This is a genomic window from Klebsiella sp. GL120222-02, assembly GCF_003097195.1.
Lineage (GTDB): Bacteria > Pseudomonadota > Gammaproteobacteria > Enterobacterales > Enterobacteriaceae > Klebsiella > Klebsiella variicola.
In genome coordinates this window covers 1-16,702 of record NZ_QEQO01000008.1, presented here as the reverse complement: position 1 = coordinate 16,702, position 16,702 = coordinate 1, and the positions used below count along the sequence as shown (strand labels likewise).

Below are 16,702 nucleotides of genomic sequence, written 5' to 3'. Positions count from 1 at the left end.
AATCAGGCAACCTTTGCAGCGGCAAATGAACTGATCAATGTGCAACCACAGGCACATTTGTGACCGTGAAAGGCAACCGGGATACCATGATCAAGATAATCAGAATTGCCTTCTATGATAGTTGTAGGGCCATGTCCCGGAACCGGGCAGGACACTTTGTCGCCTTTACGGGCAACACCGATACCACCGAATTTCATCGTTTCTGAGGCGGTCAGTACTGAACCACCGTGGGTAGTTTTATCGCCTTTGCGGATAATCTGAAGCATTAATAAGGACCTCTGCGAGTTAATAATTATCATTAGGTTAAAGTAACTAGTCCCCAGACATATTAATTCTGAATCTGTTCCAGTAAGTCATTTAACTCATTCACTCTTGAAATATTCATGTCCATACAGCATACGCTGAACATTGGCGAACCGATTATAAATCCTTGAATATCACACCAATTTTCACGTGAAGCAATCCAGTTTTTTTGTGCTGTCTCGAATTTACTTGTAATGTCAGGTATTCCACGCGCTTTAATGATTTTGTATATTTTCTGGTAAACAATATTCATGTCTTTCTTTGCGGCGTCTGATGCCTGGTCGGCACAACCCATTACAACAGAGTTATTTATATCTTGATTCATTTTGCGACAATCAGTTTCAATCTTGGAATAGTAGTTTAGTGCAGCATGTGAAATACAAGGGAGTATTAGAAGTAAAGTCAGTATTTTGTTCTTAATCTTCATTTTATTTGAATAATCCAGTGGAGGCACTAGTAATTTAACTTACCTATAAGTGCCTGGTTCTACAATTGAAAAGACCCATTCAGGACTCAATGGCATGTAAATGCTTTTGAATATTTATTCTGTATCATACTCGTCACCATTCCATCGCAAGATATACTTAGGTCCGCAAAAAATATCTTTTAGCCCTTTGTGCGATTTTTTTTGATATTCCAATGGATGTACACATATATGTTGCATCTATTGATTTTCCATCATGCTTTGTGATTTCGAATGTTAAAGTTGGAGAGTTGTCGAGATTAGACATACAGTCCGATTGATCACAAGTGCCGGGTGGCGTTGAACTCAGAAACGTATACTCGATGATATCTTTTTTACCGTCACCATTTAAATCAGTAGTACCGCGACCTGTTTGCCCATCGACAAAGCCAGAGTTTTTCAGCTTACTTGCCGTTACCAGCATATCAACATCTTTGGTTTGAGAACATTGAGCATATGTTGCCGATGCCATTAAAAGTAACATAGCCAAAGAGAGTTTTACGTTTATTTTAATAATTATCAACCGTCTTCATATAGGTTTTAATAAAATCATTTAGTTGCTCTACACCATCACATTAGCATTGGTTTTCTATCAAATATGTTCGTTGACCCTCCATCGAGTTATATAAGCTGCATCGTTCAGAAATAGACTTGCGTTGACTATTATAAAACGCCATATCAATTGAATACTCCTTACCAGATTTGGTAATAATTTCTTTAATGGAGTCCTCTGTTTTGTTTGTGCTGGTTTGTATGCAATCGATCATATCCGAATGAGATTGCATTGAGCAATTGCAAACCTGTGGTAATTTTGCAAATGAAATTACTGGCAAGCTCATGGATAATGCGAATAATATAATCTTCATCCTTTAACCCCAATTTCAGCTAATAATTTTAAGATTTGAAATGCTGAGGCTCTTTGTATGAAAAACCTCTGATTTTTGTAAGAATCTAAAAAGTTTATCCACATGTGAACAATACTAATTATCATTCATTACATTTTCAATTTCTTCTGTTTTTTCTCTAAGTGATGGGTCCGTTTTGCATACGCGAAGAGGGAGTGCCTTGAAGTTGAATATTCTTGTTATTTCTTTTGATTCCTTTGATGCCTCAGATAGTATGCAACCACAACCATATCCGTAACTATTATTTGTGTTAATAAATTCATTAATAAAGGTTGGGGATTATATCTTGCATAGGTTCTAAATCTAACGTGGTAGATTTCTCTTTTATTTCTTTTCCTGATAAATTAAATGTCTTGAAAGTTTCACCACATGAATTGCAACCACCTGCACCGGATAAAATAACCCTGTCATTTTTACATGAGGCACCGTAGAAGACGAAATTCATCATTTTTATTTTGTCACCTTTGTTGTTAATACGTTCTACAAGACCCGCAGACTTTGATAGTTCATGACTTTCCTTACCAAGAACGAATGTTTGTTTGCTGCAAATTGGTATATCAAGTTTATCCTGGTCATCCTTAAGATTATTTACACTACAAAATGATTTGATACTATATTGGACACCACCGCACGATGATTTGAAAACATTTGCAGTATTTGCATAGCAAAATGTGGGCAATAACAGAATGCCAATAAGATTTTTCATAAACTTACCGAACATTTTTTAAAATCACTCCCCTCAACTTTTGGAGATAATTATTTTTAAAATTGGGGCAATGCTGACAAAACACAAAACACAGACCAGCGATTATAGGAAATGTAGCTATTTTAGCCTCGCTAGTTTGTTGTCTTTAAATATCCACACCTCAGAATTTTTAGGATCATTGACATCTTGAATATTAATTTTGACTTTATCACCGTCATTATTAATCATAACAACTCCTGTGCAGTAATCTATTGGCTTATGCACCTGGGTTTTATTTTCAGAATCCAAGGAAATAATTCTGATTGCTCCAGCCTCACAAGCATTTCCCATTGGAGAATCCTGGAATATCCAAACTCCAGTCCAAGAGTCAGTAAGGAGAGAGTAAGATGTCAAATAGGAAGGAGATTCATACTCACAGTCATGCTTCGAAACAACTTTATCATTAAAAGATATTTCACATTGGTTTCCATTTTTTATTGAATGAACTGTTGGCAAGTCGAAACTGTTTGCCATACTATACATAGGCAAAAGTGTAACTATCAAAGACAGAGTTTTTCGCATGTTAACCTCGATATCCTTCTTTCATTCCTAATTTTAATTTCCCTCTTACTTTAAAGCCTGCTTCATATTTAGTTATTGCATTGTCTTTATTCAGGTCTAAGCCTTTATTATCATTATAGCTTCTCCCTTCATCATACAGAATGTAACTATCTGGTTTTCCTACAGCCCTAGGGCAGAATATAACCATATAAACATCTTCAATTGTTTTAATCTTTCCAGCGTACGGTTTGAAATATTTTTCCACATAATCCATTTGTTCAACCGAAGTCATGTCAGCCAATTCATTAGTTGTCGTACCTAAAGACCGCGCAGTATTCGACATAAATTGTATCAGGCCAGTAGCACTTCCATTTGGATTTCTAACGCTTGGAGAAAAGGTTTCTCCTGTTTCAAATGCCATACACGACATCAAATAATCTGGGTTTATTTCCAGTCGTTCACAAACTTCAATAACCTTAAGCTTAAATTCTTTTGAAACTTTAGCACCCCATGCGATCTTCTCAAGATTTTGGTCCTTTAATGAGCCAAGGAATCTAAGCGGGTGCATATGCCACAATGAAGGCCCAAGTTTCTCAGCTGTAACATCCTGCATCCATGCCATCTTATCGATAAAATCTTCGCTGTATTTCTTCCATTCTGGCGCATCTTTTTTCAGCGCATTGAGGAACGGTTGCCAGATAGCATCGCCTTTTTTGAAGTACCAGTCGCTTGGATGTTTTACGATTGTTTTCTGAATAACGTCACGATAGTCGGGATTGTGAAGTGCTCTCCAGTACTCCATTGGAGAATAGCGGTCGCTTCCGCTGTCAATTTTATCCAGCAGGCGCTGATAATTATGCTTCACGAGAGCATGACTGGTTCGTGTATCATCTATCGCGGCCTGGTAGAGCGAATCGATGAGGTTACGGAAGAATCCAGTGGGCTGGTTTTTTCCATCCAGGTAATCAAAGCTGGCTGGTTCTGCGGTTTCAGTTCTGAAGCCCAGCTTTGCCAGATCATACTGCGACAAAAGTTGAGGTTCCGCCTGGCCTTTAGGGACGTAAGCATTTTCTGGTCGCAGCTGCCAGTATTCCTGTTTGGTCGACTTATCGACTTCTGTTTGCACCTGACTCAGTGGAAGGATCCCCGCCCTGGTTGTTGCCCTTGTATCTACTGTGAATGTTCCTGTTGCAACATCTTTTTTGTACAACGTAAGGCCCGGAGCGTACTTCAGCCAGAGTGGATTCTTTTCTCCCGCTTGCTCAGGGTTGGTCAGGAACGTTTCCAGGTTATCATCCATACTCGTGCATTCGATATGAACCTGGTATCGCGCTTCATATCCGCCATCCTTAGGTGCCTGATAATATCCCATATGACCAATAGGGTCACCTGCACTGATAGCAAAGGGAGTCGGACATACAACCTGGTCAAATTTCATCGCTTCTTTTGCTGGCGGCATGAGTTTCTGCCACCAGGAAGGCTGTACCACCCCATCTGTGCCAGGTGACAGGTTGTTTTTGTCCACAAGCATCCAGTATTGCTGCCCTGGGTTCAGGGATGTTTTCTTACCCTTTTTCAACGCCTGTTCTGAGAGGCTAACAAATGTAACAAGGCCATACTCTCGCTTATTAAATGCAACGGTATGGAGGCCGCTGTCTGTTTTATCCCACTCAACAATAGATCCTTTTGGGATCGTACCCTTGCGATAGCTTTCACTGATACTTTTATTGTTGGTACTGGCGGTCATGACCCATTCTGGATCGTAGGCAGTAAGCGTATCCTGGACTGTCCACTTTTTTTCCGCCGGATTGACACTATAGGCTGAATAGGGAGCCAGGTGCATATACAGGGTATAGAAATGCAGTCCGCTGGATTCCTTCTCCCCCGGTTGAATAAAGTGTTTAACCAGAACAAACGAACCGGAAAAGCTAAGCGGGCCGGATTCCCACCCAAGCGTGAGATAATCCTTGCAGACACGATATGCAACGATTTCCCCATCTGCCATGCAACGTATAGCCTGCTCACCTTTAAAGGCAACTGGGAAATCTAATGCTTCAAGAGGAGACTTGCCACTCAGAGCACACCACGGGGTCGTTGCTTCCGTGATATGGATCCCGCCATGCCACATCCCGCTACGGCCAATCATATACTGCCCGGTGGATCCCCCCCCGACATGAGAGAGGATCTCTTCCTGATTATTGAACTCACTTCCCCGGTTATTAGAAGGGATCGGCCAGACAATTTTAATTTTTCCTTTTTGGGTAGCCGTGGCGTTCTGCTCTGATGTGGTATTATCGCCATAACGATAAAGTGTATAGGGTATGTTTTGATCACGATATATCTGGGCAGGATAGAACCCCCTTTCCTGGACAAAATCAGATACCCAGTGTGTACCATTAAACATCGCCATATGACCATGCACATGGTGTGGTGCTGCCTGGATTACGACAACATCCCCCACTTGCTGACCAGAAATTGTGAATACACCGCCAGTACACACTGTTGTAGCGCCACCCACAACTTTAAAGTTATTTTCAAGCAGCCATGGGCCATAATTTTTAGCTGATTCAATTCCTGAATTTTTTGCAGATGCCCCTCCAGCTATTAATGCTTTTTTAACATAGCGTGCACATTTTGACTCGCCATATTTAAGCTTTTTATCTATGCCATTTTTAAAATTCTCAGCGTTAATTTTCGCTCTAGCCAGGGCTTGAGTGTTTAAAACACTAACTGCTACATTCTTGTCCAGCATTTATTCTCCCCCCTCTGCTTGTCGAGGACAATAAATACTACTATGAGATATGGGCTTAACAGAATCCATTAACCATTTCCCTTTTTCTTTAACCAGGTTAACGGCATACAGGGATACACCCTTACCATATCCTAATGTTAGCTTCACTTGTGCGACCTGGTCATTCTCTGAAACAGTTTCCACATTAATGCTGTCCTTCCATTCTTCACAAATATCCTGAGCATCGACAAAATAATCAGCACCCGATTCATCATTATCCCGCAGACTTCTGAGATGCTCAGTTGTATATTCAAAAATAGCTTTTTGAGTTAGTTTATCAGCTGATTCTATATCAGGCATTTCAGACGCAACAAGGTAATCATGATAAAAATTTGCAACAATTTCCCGAGGCATTGAACTTTCGTCTGCTGAAGCTGAGGCTATACTGGCCACGCAGAATAAGCAGCAAGCAAAAATAATCTTCTTCAACATGAACGTCTCTCCGTAGATATGTTGGTATTTGTATAAGTAGTCGAGGTGAGAAATTTAGAAAATGACCACGTTTTTATTGTTCCGTTACGCTGGTGACTTTCCACTTCCTATCAATTTTTTCTAGCACAACATTAAATGTAACTTTAGGCTCGGAACCTGCTCCTAAAATAACGTTGACTGAAGAGTCATTCTCTTTCTGATATACATCAAAGGTACTTATACTTGCTTTCCATGAAGGATAAACATCTTGTGATTTTGTAAAATAATCAACATCAGTATCAACCCAAGCACCATGCCAGTTACAAATATAACGCCCTTTAAACTGCTTGCATTCGCGCTTTTGTGAACATTTTCCTTCGAGTTCTTCTGCCGACACTGAATCATCAGAATCATAATTACACATCATTGAGTCGTTAATGCTTTTCATTAACTCATCAGAAACATATTGGCTGAGAAATCGACTGTTGTCCGATGATTCTTCTTTCAAATATGACTTATAAAAATTGTACACGATGCTTTCTGGGCTTGTTTGCTCGGATGCCTGTGTAAAATTTGATAAACAAAGCAAAAATGCAAATAAAAAAAACATTACGCATATGAGGAATTAATGGATCCATCATCAGCCCTTAGTCATTGAAAGATTTGCTGCTGATTTTGCTTTCCTGAGTGATATCCGTCAGGCTGAAATTGGGTGTTTCGTTGGGAAGATTCGCGCCAGTACCCGGTACCATATAATTCGACGTCTTCATAATGAACTCACCTGATGAACCATGCTCAATGCCGTTCTTACTCAGCCTCAGGTAAGATCCGCCGCCGTTCAGCGTCAGCGTTTCCGGGGTGCTGATAATAATTTCATCTTCACTACTGGTCACAGTCAGCTGTTTTCCAGAAAACAGGGCCATCGTGTTGTGCTGAGCCTGAATCTCGATGTCTCCCTGGTTCGCGACCAGCTTCGCCCCGTCTTTATGCACAAACAACCCAAGCGCTTTTTCAGCGCTCACGGACAGATTTTTCATCGCACCGATATCAAGATGCTGGCCTGCATTGATCATGGTGTTGCGGGTGCTGCTGAGCTGAAGGTGTTCACCTGAGGTCAGTGCCACTCCCTGCGGCGCGCTACCCAGCAGCACCGCCGACCGGAGGTCCCTGATTTTGTCGGTTACAAAACTAACCTGGGTATTGATGTCACAGACCAGCGCTCCCGCCGCGTCGGCGGCGCTGTTCAGGGCCTGCATCTGGCTGTTGGCCTGGTTAATCTGGTTGATGGCAGGGGCCATTTCAAGCACAGGCCCCTGCGCTTTTGCCTGTTCATCCGCCGTCAGGAACAGCCCTTTTGCCGCACGGACTGCGCCATACTCATCCGTTCGCAGCTCAAAACCGGCCCCGCGTTTTTCACGCTGGCCATTGACCAGGTGCCCCATGTTCAGCTGCGTTTTGCCATATTCCGTCGCGAGCTTGATATGCTCTTCCTGGCGCTTGTCCTCCATCCGCAGCTTATTGTTCGCCGGCGTGCGCCACACGTTCCGCGTATGATTCTCGCTGGTAACATGGTCCGGATGCTCTGAATCATGCAGGGCATAAGCGATGTAGGGACGATCCGGGTCTCCACCGTCAAATACGACGGCCACTTCCGTTCCGTCGAGAAGCGGTGAGTGGAAGCCGTATGTATCACCGGCATACGGTTTCGCCAGCCGCAGCCACAGATACGCATAGCCCTGTTCGGTACTGTTGCGGTCAAAGTCCAGTTTCACCCGGTAGCGGCCTTCCTGGTCGAGCCAGGAACAGGTGTCGCCTTTCTGCGTGCTTTCCACCCGGGCAGGCAGTGAACCAGCTATCACCGGGCGACTGAGCAGTGCCGGGCGCCAGCAGACGGTTTCGCTGTAGGGGATGCCTTCAAACGTCAGCGTAAAGCTACTTTTGCGTGAACCGCTGGTGCGTACCGTGGTGATGACGATACCTTCTTTTACGGCATCGGGTAACGTGCCGTCCGTTTCCAGTACCTGACCCGGCGCCAGATGAGGGCTTGAGGAATGCCCGGTGACGTGATACTGGGCGTTCAGAATGCGTTCGTGACGCAGACGGGCAAAGTATGCCCCGGACTCTGTACTTTCCGTATCACCTGCTGTCAGGAAGGGTTCCGCGTAATGGTACGTTTCCCCGGTGGTGATCCCTTCCCTGCTGAAAATGCTTTCGGCACTGTCCTGCGGCGTCAGCGCTTCCCGGTAGTTGTAGTCCCGGGTGGCCACCCTTCCGCTCACCACCTTATACGCGGTCTGAATATCCCAGATGCTCTCCTGCCCGCTGTCGCTCATCCCGGCCTGGTTGCGTAATGGCAGGATGACACCGAACTCATACTGCTGCTGGCTGTCCTGAAAAATCACCACGTCCTGTTCAAGACGGCTGTCCATTTCATAGCGCCAGTAAATACCCACCTCCGCCAGCAGGCGCTGGATAAACTCAAGATCGGTCTCCCGCCACTGGGTGATGAGTTCCCGGGATGGATATTCGCGGGAGAGCCGGAACTCGAAATCAGGCCCTTCCAGACCGTGTTTACGCAGTACCTTTTCCACGACTTCAGTGACTGACTGATTGAGATAGATTTCGCTCCCTTTCGTATAGTCCAGAAGGGCGATACGGGGAACGATCGTCAGCGCGTAACGGGTATCGTCATTTGACGTGGATATCCGGCGAAACGACTCCACCACGCCGAAAACCGTCCGGACCGGCAGCGCCGGGGTGCCGTCAAATCGCGGGGTCAGAAAAGTGAATGATGCGGGTTTCAGCAGTAATGCGTCGCAGGCAATATCCGCAGAGGAGCAGGTGACCGCCACGTCATACCGCCAGGGCTGACTGAGGGACTCCACCGAACGGAAGTTCAGCACATCAAGAAACTCAGTACAGTCATGCACATCAACCCGGTACCGTGATTGCCCTGAAAGCTGTTGCACCACGCTGGTAGCCTGGTTGATCAGGGAATTGCTCATGACGACTCTCCTTCTGCCTGTGCGTCAAACTCCAGCACAATGCCCTCTTCATCATCCCAGGTCAGCTGTAGTGAAGACGGCTTTTGTTTTGCCGCCATATGGCTCAATAACTGCTGGCTCAGAACCGGCAGGATCTGCTGATTAAGAAGGCTGTCCACGTTGCGGGCACCGGTATCCGGCAGCAAACACGCCATCGTTAGCGTGTCGATGAGCCTTTCGTCAATGTGCGTGGAAATGCCGTAGTGGCGTTGCAGACGCGTGCTCACCTGTGCGAGCTTCATGCCGACGATGGTGCGCATGGCATCCATTGCCAGCGGGCGGTATATCACCGTCTGGAAGCGAGCCAGCAGCGCTGGCTGGAAATGATCGCGCAGGATCGGGCGTAACAACTCATGCAGATCGCTCTCAGTAGCTTCTGGTTGCTCTTCCAGCAACTGCATCAGCGGGTCACTTCCCAGGTTGGACGTCATCAGGATCACGGTATTGCGGAAATCAATTTCACGCCCTTCCCCGTCCCGCATAAAGCCCCGGTCAAAGACCTGATAAAACAGGTTCATTACATCCCGATGGGCCTTCTCCACTTCATCGAGCAGCACAACGCTGTAAGGCCGCTTACGGACGGCCTCGGTGAGAATGCCGCCCTGACCATACCCTACATAGCCCGGAGGAGAACCTTTCAACTGCGATACCGTGTGCGGCTCCTGGTATTCAGACAGGTTAATGGTAATGAGCGATTTTTCACCACCATACATAACATCAGCAAGTGCCAGCGCGGTTTCTGTTTTACCTACCCCGCTTGGACCCACCAGTAAAAACACCCCCTGCGGTCCGTTCTCCGGCGTCAGGCCGGTTTTTGACGCCCTCAGGCGCTGGGCAATGGCGTTCAGCGCTGCGTACTGACCAACAACACGTTTTGACAGGTTGTGTTCAAGACTCAGTAATTCCGTCTGCTCGTCCTTCATTAATGAAGAGAGCGGCACTCCGGTCCAGTCTGCGATGACGGTAGCGACGGTCCGGGCGTCCACGTCGAGGCCCAGTAGTGGGTTAGTCTGTTGTATCCCGCGCAGTTGTTGTTGCAGATCAGGGATTTCCGCCTGGCGGGAGATGTCGCTGCGGCAGGCCAGCAGTTGTTCCGTCAGCTTCAGTTCTGCGCCGTACTGCGTTTCCAGTTCATCGAGTTGCAGGATAATGCGGACTTCGTCCCGTTCGATGGCGGCCAGAGGCTCGCGGTGCGCCTCTTTGCCCGCCGCGATATCTTCCAGCAGCGCCTGCTTTTCCATCGCCAGCGCGGTGAGCTGCACTTTCAGCCGGGTCAGCGGTTCCGGGATGGTATCCAGGCTCATACGGATACGCGCGGAGGCGGTGTCCAGCAGGTCCACCGCCTTGTCCGGCAACTGGCGGCCGGTGAGATAGCGTCGTGAAAGGGTGACGGCAGCGCGTACTGCCTCATCGGTGATATGCACGCCGTGGTGCTCCGCGTAGCGTGACTTAAGGCCACGCAACATCAGGCAGGCCGTATCATCATCGGGCTCATCAACCTTGACCATCTGGAAGCGGCGCTCCAGGGCTGCGTCGCGTTCGAAGTACTGCTTGTATTCACTCCAGGTTGTGGCCGCGATAGTACGTAGCTCGCCACGCGCCAGCGCCGGTTTCAGCAGGTTAGCCGCATCCGCCCCGCCCGCCTGATTACCCGCCCCGATGATGGTGTGCGCTTCATCAATAAACAGCAGCACCGGTAACGGGGATTGCTGCACCGCTTCGATAATGTTTTTCAGGCGCTGCTCAAATTCGCCCTTCACACCCGCCCCCGCCTGCAAAAGGCCGAGGTCAAGAGTGCGCACGGAGACCGGCTTCAGGCTGTCAGGAACGTTGCCTTCCGCGACTCGCAGCGCCAGCCCCTCGACCAGTGCGGTCTTGCCGACACCCGGTTCACCCACCAGTATCGGGTTGTTCTTGCGGCGTCTTGAGAGAATATCCACCATCTGGCGGATTTCATTGTCGCGACCGAACACCGGGTCTATTTTTCCGTCGCGGGCGCGGGCGGTGACGTCAAGGGTAAATTTGTCCAGCGCGTTCCGCAGTGCATCACTTAAGCCGTTGTTGCCGGAAACGCCCATATCGCGGGAGAGGTCGTCATTCCGTGTTGAAAGCGACGGGCGCAGACTTTCCACCTGCTGCACCTCCAGACGTTCATCCGACTGCGCATCCAGCACAGGATGCAGACGCTCCAGCTGGCTCTGCGCCAGGGTCAGCAGCGGCCACAGCCCATCGCAACGGATGAGTGACGGTTTTTCCACCAGGGCCATTAGCAGGTGCAGGCTGCGTATCTGCTCTTCACCCGCCAGCGAGGCACGCAGCCAGGCCTCCTGCATCAGCGTCTGTATGGCGTCCGACAGCTGCGGGCGGCTGCGCACAGAACGGGGAAGCTTATCCATAAAGTTCAGTAAATCCTGCCATATCGCATCCATATCCCACGTATAACGCCGCGCCAGCACCGTCAGGTCGCCCTCGCCCTGCTCCAGCAGTTTCAGCAGCCAGTGCTCCGGCAGGATTTCCGCGTGTGCGCGGGTCTGGCACAGGGAGGCGGCGCCTTCCATCGCGCGGGCGCTGTATGGGTTAAGACGACGTAACAGGATGGCGGGATTGTCCATGAGATTCTCTCTTTATCAGTTCGCAGACACGCTACCGCCCGTCGCTGTTTCCTTTTGATAAGGAGTCCAAAGCGCATCAGGTCAGGCAGGCAGATTGTGTTTTTCTTTGCTCAACGCCCGTGAAACAGACGCTCAGCAAAAAGAGCGGACAGAGAGGCTCTGTCCGCCAGGTTCTTACGCCGTAGTGCGTTCGTTCCAGGAATCGGAATGAATGATGTTGCCGTCTTTGTAGGTCCAGGTGATTTTTTCGTAGCGCAGTTCGATCCGCTCAAGATGGTTGTGCTTCTCGAAAGAAGGATCCTTGATGTCGTGCATCACTGGATTCACTTTCACCACTTTCACGTTTTCCAGCTTCGTGTTGAAGTACTCCACTTCCTGACCCGCGTCGTTGATCTTGTACCACTTGAATTCAGCAGATTTCAGGGTCTGGCCGGTGGTCACCGCCTTGTACAGATACGGGCTGGAAGAGTCGATTTCTTTGGTGAACAGGAACGGCGTGTGGATACGGGTTCCGGTCAGCTTGCCGGTGTTGTTATCGGTCGGGATGTACAGACTATGCTCCTGAGCAACAACTTCGATGCTGCCCTCACGGTCCTTCACGTCCACGGAACCTTTAATGTCCGCTCCACCGTCGTCTTTCAGCCACAGATAAACTGGGATTGCCATGTTTACTTCTCCATTTCTCGAGTTGAAACGTCACCTACATCCTGTGACGTGTGTTTTGCGCCTGGCAGACGACAGGCGTCAGCCTGCGGTACCAGACTGATCTCAACACGCCGGTTATGCGCACGGCCATCAGGCGTGTCGTTTGATGCAATCGGTCGACTGTCGCCGTAACCCTGCACGGCAAAGCAACTTTCCGGTACGTCCCCGGTATCACGCATCCAGTTACGGACGGCCTCAGCTCTTTGCAAAGACAAGGTTTGATTTAGCTGAACGCTGCCGGTGTTGTCTGTATGACCGCTGACCACGATCAGCCAGCCTGGTCTGGCTTTAATCCCTACCAGTGCATTAACGAGTATTTTGGTTGAGCCGTCTTTGAGTACCGATTTGCCGGAGTCAAACAGTGACATGCTGTCGAGTCGTACAATTTTCGGTACCGGTTTCGGTTCAGGGGCGGGTGGCGGTGTCCAGGTATCGATAGCCTGCTGCAAGGCCAGCCACAGACGTTGTCCCGGGTAATAACCCAGGCTGTAACGTAAAGGCTCTCCCTGACGCTGCCAGCGTTCAAGCAGGAGCGCATCCTGTTTCAGTGCAGCCAATGATTCTGCTTTAGGGGGGGAGTGACTCATTGGAATAGCATTCCAGCGCTGTAAATGGGTACTGACATGACGGATAAGTTCACGATTATTGAGAGCGGAGATGCCCAACGCCGTCAGAACGCACAGCCAGATCAGCAGAACCAGAAGACGGGTACGCTGGCCCCCCTGTACTTTCGAGGCAAACGGCGCCAGAAGTGGCAAAACCGCATCCGGGAACAGACTTGTCGATGACTGCCCGGGAGCTCGGGAAAACTGCAAGCAGGTGCGCGAATAGAGCCAACCGGCCCAGACAGACCGAGTCGCTGGATTGACTACTCCGAGACGCATGATCACGGAAAATACACGCACAGGCGGCGTTAGGCCGTCAGGTTTCTCCAGCTCATCAGCCAGCGTATTACGGATAAAGGAAAATGCCTGGCTGACTGTCGGCAGCGCCAGGATATTGTCGTCCGTCTGCTGCCAGTCAATGAATGCCTGCGGCGAATCATTAAACGGACATACCAGCGGCTTGTCACCCCGGACGATTATCCATGGCGTTTCAGGCCCGGAAAATTCAGCGCTTAACACAGCCGGCAATGTGATACCCGTCAGGGATTTAATCTGTTTACACTGCTGGCGGAGCGTTTTTAGTGCGGAACGAAGTACGGCTTCATCCTGATGACGGTCTGGCAGGCAACGGTACATTACCGAGAGCTGACCGACCTGGTGCGGGAACTGCGTCTGTATGCTGCGGACAACGTCAGTTAACCGGCTGACGTCGCCGACCCGTAGCCACCATCCCTGGGCTGTTTTACGTAGAGGGCTTCCCTGAAACAACGCATCCAGCATGTCGCCACACACCAGTACAACGGGGCCCTCGGCGTCGAGTAATGGAAGTTCAGCCGCCGGGAGGTTAGCGTCGGATACGTGCTCCTCATGCCGACAGTTTTTGAACACATACCAGCCTGCCAGAAGAATGATCAGCGCAGTGGACAGGCCGTTAAATACGTTGCCTGTCGGAATGAAATACCACAGCAACCACAGTAGCCCGGCTACGGCTGCTAAAGTGTGTAGGGCTACCGAAATGATGACTTTTCTGCGCATTAGCCATGCAGCTCCGGTATTTGTGCTGACAACAGCGCCTGAAGCCACAGATGGCCACCCCACCAGATAACCCCGGTCAGAATGACGGCCAGCACTATCCAGAACCAGACCGAGCGCATCAGACTCCAGCGATGTTTCCCCATCCGGTAAACAACCAGCGACAGGCCAGCATCAGGTGGAGAAACTCGCTCAGAAAGAGCTTTCACTACCTCATCCCGCTGTGACTGGCTGACCGCTTTCAGGCTGTATAATCCCTGAAAGCCCAGCGCTATCACCCGGTGATAGCAGGTTAAAACGGCCGGGTTCGGTGAAGGTTGACGCAGAACCTCTGCAATCCGATCCCATAGTGCTTCACCTGCCCGAAGTGAGCCAAAAAAACGGGCCTGAAGCGGTGCTTTACGCCAGACCATCTGGCCTTCATCTACTTTCGGCTCCTCTCCTCCTTCGCTTTTTTCGGGCTTACGGCTCATCACCGTTTCATCCAGCAAGGCACATTGTGCGTAGGAAATATGTTCCACACTGGCATCGTCATAACCGGCACGCTCCAGCGCTTCCCGCACACTTTCAACTTGTTTAACGCATGTGTTGTAAAGCGCAGAGCCATTAAGCGTGATGGCGCCTTTCTTAAGCATGGTGACGGTGAGCCAGGTCTCCGTCATTAGCTGGTCGATATCGATATCCTGTCTCATGAGCGCAATACCGCAAACAGTTCAAGTTCCAAAGCACCAAGTAACTCAGGCACATAGAACATACACACCCCCTGCTCCAGCATTTCATGCGCAGCGGGGCTTTGTATATCAAGTGCGAAATACTGGTTTTCCATGCGTACAGGCAACGCTGCCGGGACCCTGCTCACCGGTATCAACGGGATCCCCTTGAGCGCAGCACCATAGATTTCGCGCACATCATCAGGTGAACCTGCCTGACAGAGTGCAGGAAATTTCTCGGCAACCTGCCAGGCCGGGATATCCGAGCGTACAGAGAGATAGAGATCGGCCTCTTCACGCAGACGGATATCGTGGAGGTTGGCCTTCCAGGTCTGTCCGTCCGGGCGGGACATTTCCAGAGCAATGACCCGAGATGGCAAACTTGCCTCCAGCAAACCCGTTATCAGGTCAAACAGCGGAGGAAACGCCTTAGCTGGCTCCTCGTGGTCGTAACCCGGTATGGCGTCGAGATCATGGTCCAGGGAAAAGGTCAACATACTGCCTGCCAGACGAGCGAGCTCAGCCCATACCTGTTCAGGTGGACGTGAAGGAAAACGCTCGTATTCTGTTAGCACTGTGGCGTGAGAATTCAGTGCATTCAGCAACCAGAAAAGGGAAACATCGGCGACGGCAAAATCGGCGAGCCTTTCGTTGCTTTCTCGTCGCATCGTCATCAGACGCTGGCGTCGGGAACGTAACTGGCGATTAAGCAACATCAGACGTTCGTGAAGGACCGGGCTTGCTCCAAATGACGCCACTGGAGGAATAAAAGAGGGATCCTGTCGCCACGCATTTTGTCCATCCCGAATCAGTCTTGCGACCGGACACACTTTCCAGGAATCATTGCTTTCATGGGCAAACCGGATGGTGAAATTAAACCGGGCAACTGCCATAGATTCTTCTTCAGAGCCAAAGGCATCCTGCAATGTTATCCACTCTTCACGATAGCGAAGCGGCCGTTCTGAACGGACGCCCTCCTGTTCAACGTTGCTCATACCTGGCTGCATGTGCGGCAATGCAATGACGACAGTTACCGCATCACGACCTGCCAGCTGGCTGGTATCTAACTCACGCGGCGCCGGAGGCAGATCGCTCCTTTGCGCATCAATTAATGAACCATCTTCCAGCCAGAGGCGTAACTGCGTAATCTGGATCAGACCGGACGAAAGAAGACTGTCATTAAACTCAATCTTCTCCACGCCCCAGGGGAATGGGGATGCCAGCGCTGCTGCACCGGCACTGCGGAAAGACTCCCATTCAGCCTGCTGCTGGAACTGTTGAGGGGACAGTAAAGCCCCCTCGTTCCACAGTGGACGATAAATTTTCATCCCATCCTGCCTTATGCTTTTGCTTTGGGCATCTGGCTAACCAGCGACAGATTGACGTCCATCCCCTCGACCTGGAAGTGCGGCACCGCGTAAAGCTTCACGCGGAAGAAGCCTGGGTTATCCTCAATATCTTCCACCACCACGCTGGCATCGCGCAGCGGATGGGAGGCCTGCAGCTCGTCGCCGGGGTCGGTCATTTCAGTCACCAGGCTCCGCACCCAGGTGTTCAGCTCCAGCTCCAGCAGCCGCCGGTCCTTGGTGGTGCCGATATTCTCGCGCTGGATCATCTTCAGGTAGTGCGCGATGCGCGAGAGCAGGAAGATATAAGGCAGACGCGCGTTGATGCGGCTGTTGGCGGTGGCGTCAGCGGTATCGTACAGCGCCGGTTTCTGCGCGGAGTTGGCCGAGAAGAAGCAGGCGTAATCGCGATTTTTGTAGTACGACAGCGGGATAAAGCCCAGGCTGGCGAACTCAAACTCCCGCGTTTCCGGGATCATCACCTCGGAAGGAATTTTCACCTGGTTGCCGGTGCCCAGATCGTACAGAT

At 49.6% G+C, this 16,702-nt stretch carries 15 protein-coding genes; all 15 read right to left on the bottom strand.

Annotation, left to right across the window (positions count from 1 at the left end; all coding sequences use genetic code 11):
- Positions 1 to 2 precede the first annotated feature (2 nt).
- Positions 3 to 266: a PAAR domain-containing protein gene (locus N438_RS21165; RefSeq protein ID WP_009309568.1), complete on the bottom strand. Its 264-nt coding sequence runs from the start codon at positions 264 to 266 to the stop codon at positions 3 to 5.
- 62 nt (positions 267 to 328) lie between these two features.
- Positions 329 to 628, bottom strand: a complete 300-nt coding sequence (locus tag N438_RS21160) for a lysozyme inhibitor LprI family protein (RefSeq protein ID WP_077257303.1) — start codon at positions 626 to 628, stop codon at positions 329 to 331.
- A 259-nt stretch (positions 629 to 887) separates the two neighbouring features.
- Positions 888 to 1,256 (bottom strand): hypothetical protein, encoded by a 369-nt coding sequence (locus N438_RS27615; protein ID WP_133246605.1) that lies wholly within the window; start codon positions 1,254 to 1,256, stop codon positions 888 to 890.
- Between the two features lie 677 nt (positions 1,257 to 1,933).
- Positions 1,934 to 2,377, bottom strand: coding sequence for a hypothetical protein (locus N438_RS21150; RefSeq protein WP_072041857.1), 444 nt, complete (start codon positions 2,375 to 2,377; stop codon positions 1,934 to 1,936).
- A 117-nt stretch (positions 2,378 to 2,494) separates the two neighbouring features.
- Positions 2,495 to 2,938: a hypothetical protein gene (locus N438_RS27610; protein ID WP_129765697.1), complete on the bottom strand. Its 444-nt coding sequence runs from the start codon at positions 2,936 to 2,938 to the stop codon at positions 2,495 to 2,497.
- 1 nt (position 2,939) lies between these two features.
- A complete protein-coding gene (locus N438_RS21140) occupies positions 2,940 to 5,327 on the bottom strand; it encodes a lytic transglycosylase domain-containing protein (RefSeq protein ID WP_243414578.1) in 2,388 nt (795 codons plus the stop codon).
- Positions 5,328 to 5,669: 342 nt separating this feature from the next.
- Complete coding sequence (locus tag N438_RS21135; protein ID WP_116696491.1) at positions 5,670 to 6,140, bottom strand: DUF3828 domain-containing protein; 471 nt, start codon at positions 6,138 to 6,140, stop codon at positions 5,670 to 5,672.
- A 73-nt stretch (positions 6,141 to 6,213) separates the two neighbouring features.
- Positions 6,214 to 6,567, bottom strand: a complete 354-nt coding sequence (locus tag N438_RS21130) for a DUF3828 domain-containing protein (protein ID WP_323108486.1) — start codon at positions 6,565 to 6,567, stop codon at positions 6,214 to 6,216.
- Between the two features lie 199 nt (positions 6,568 to 6,766).
- Positions 6,767 to 9,124: a type VI secretion system Vgr family protein gene (gene vgrG, locus N438_RS21125; RefSeq protein WP_116696490.1), complete on the bottom strand. Its 2,358-nt coding sequence runs from the start codon at positions 9,122 to 9,124 to the stop codon at positions 6,767 to 6,769.
- Positions 9,121 to 11,775, bottom strand: a complete 2,655-nt coding sequence (gene tssH / locus N438_RS21120; protein WP_080783329.1) for a type VI secretion system ATPase TssH — start codon at positions 11,773 to 11,775, stop codon at positions 9,121 to 9,123. The genes vgrG and tssH overlap by 4 nt, the downstream gene beginning before the upstream one ends.
- Before the next feature lie 174 nt (positions 11,776 to 11,949).
- Positions 11,950 to 12,441, bottom strand: coding sequence for a type VI secretion system effector Hcp (gene hcp, locus N438_RS21115; RefSeq protein WP_080783328.1), 492 nt, complete (start codon positions 12,439 to 12,441; stop codon positions 11,950 to 11,952).
- Positions 12,442 to 12,443: 2 nt separating this feature from the next.
- Positions 12,444 to 14,120 (bottom strand): OmpA family protein, encoded by a 1,677-nt coding sequence (locus tag N438_RS21110; RefSeq protein WP_110236171.1) that lies wholly within the window; start codon positions 14,118 to 14,120, stop codon positions 12,444 to 12,446.
- Complete coding sequence (gene tssL, locus N438_RS21105) at positions 14,120 to 14,809, bottom strand: type VI secretion system protein TssL, short form (protein ID WP_049162640.1); 690 nt, start codon at positions 14,807 to 14,809, stop codon at positions 14,120 to 14,122. Before tssL ends, N438_RS21110 begins: the two co-directional genes overlap by 1 nt.
- Positions 14,806 to 16,155, bottom strand: a complete 1,350-nt coding sequence (gene tssK / locus N438_RS21100; protein ID WP_049162641.1) for a type VI secretion system baseplate subunit TssK — start codon at positions 16,153 to 16,155, stop codon at positions 14,806 to 14,808. Before tssK ends, tssL begins: the two co-directional genes overlap by 4 nt.
- Positions 16,156 to 16,166: 11 nt before the next feature.
- Positions 16,167 to 16,702: type VI secretion system contractile sheath large subunit (locus N438_RS21095; RefSeq protein WP_186980558.1), on the bottom strand; the 536-nt coding region annotated here is incomplete at its 5' end.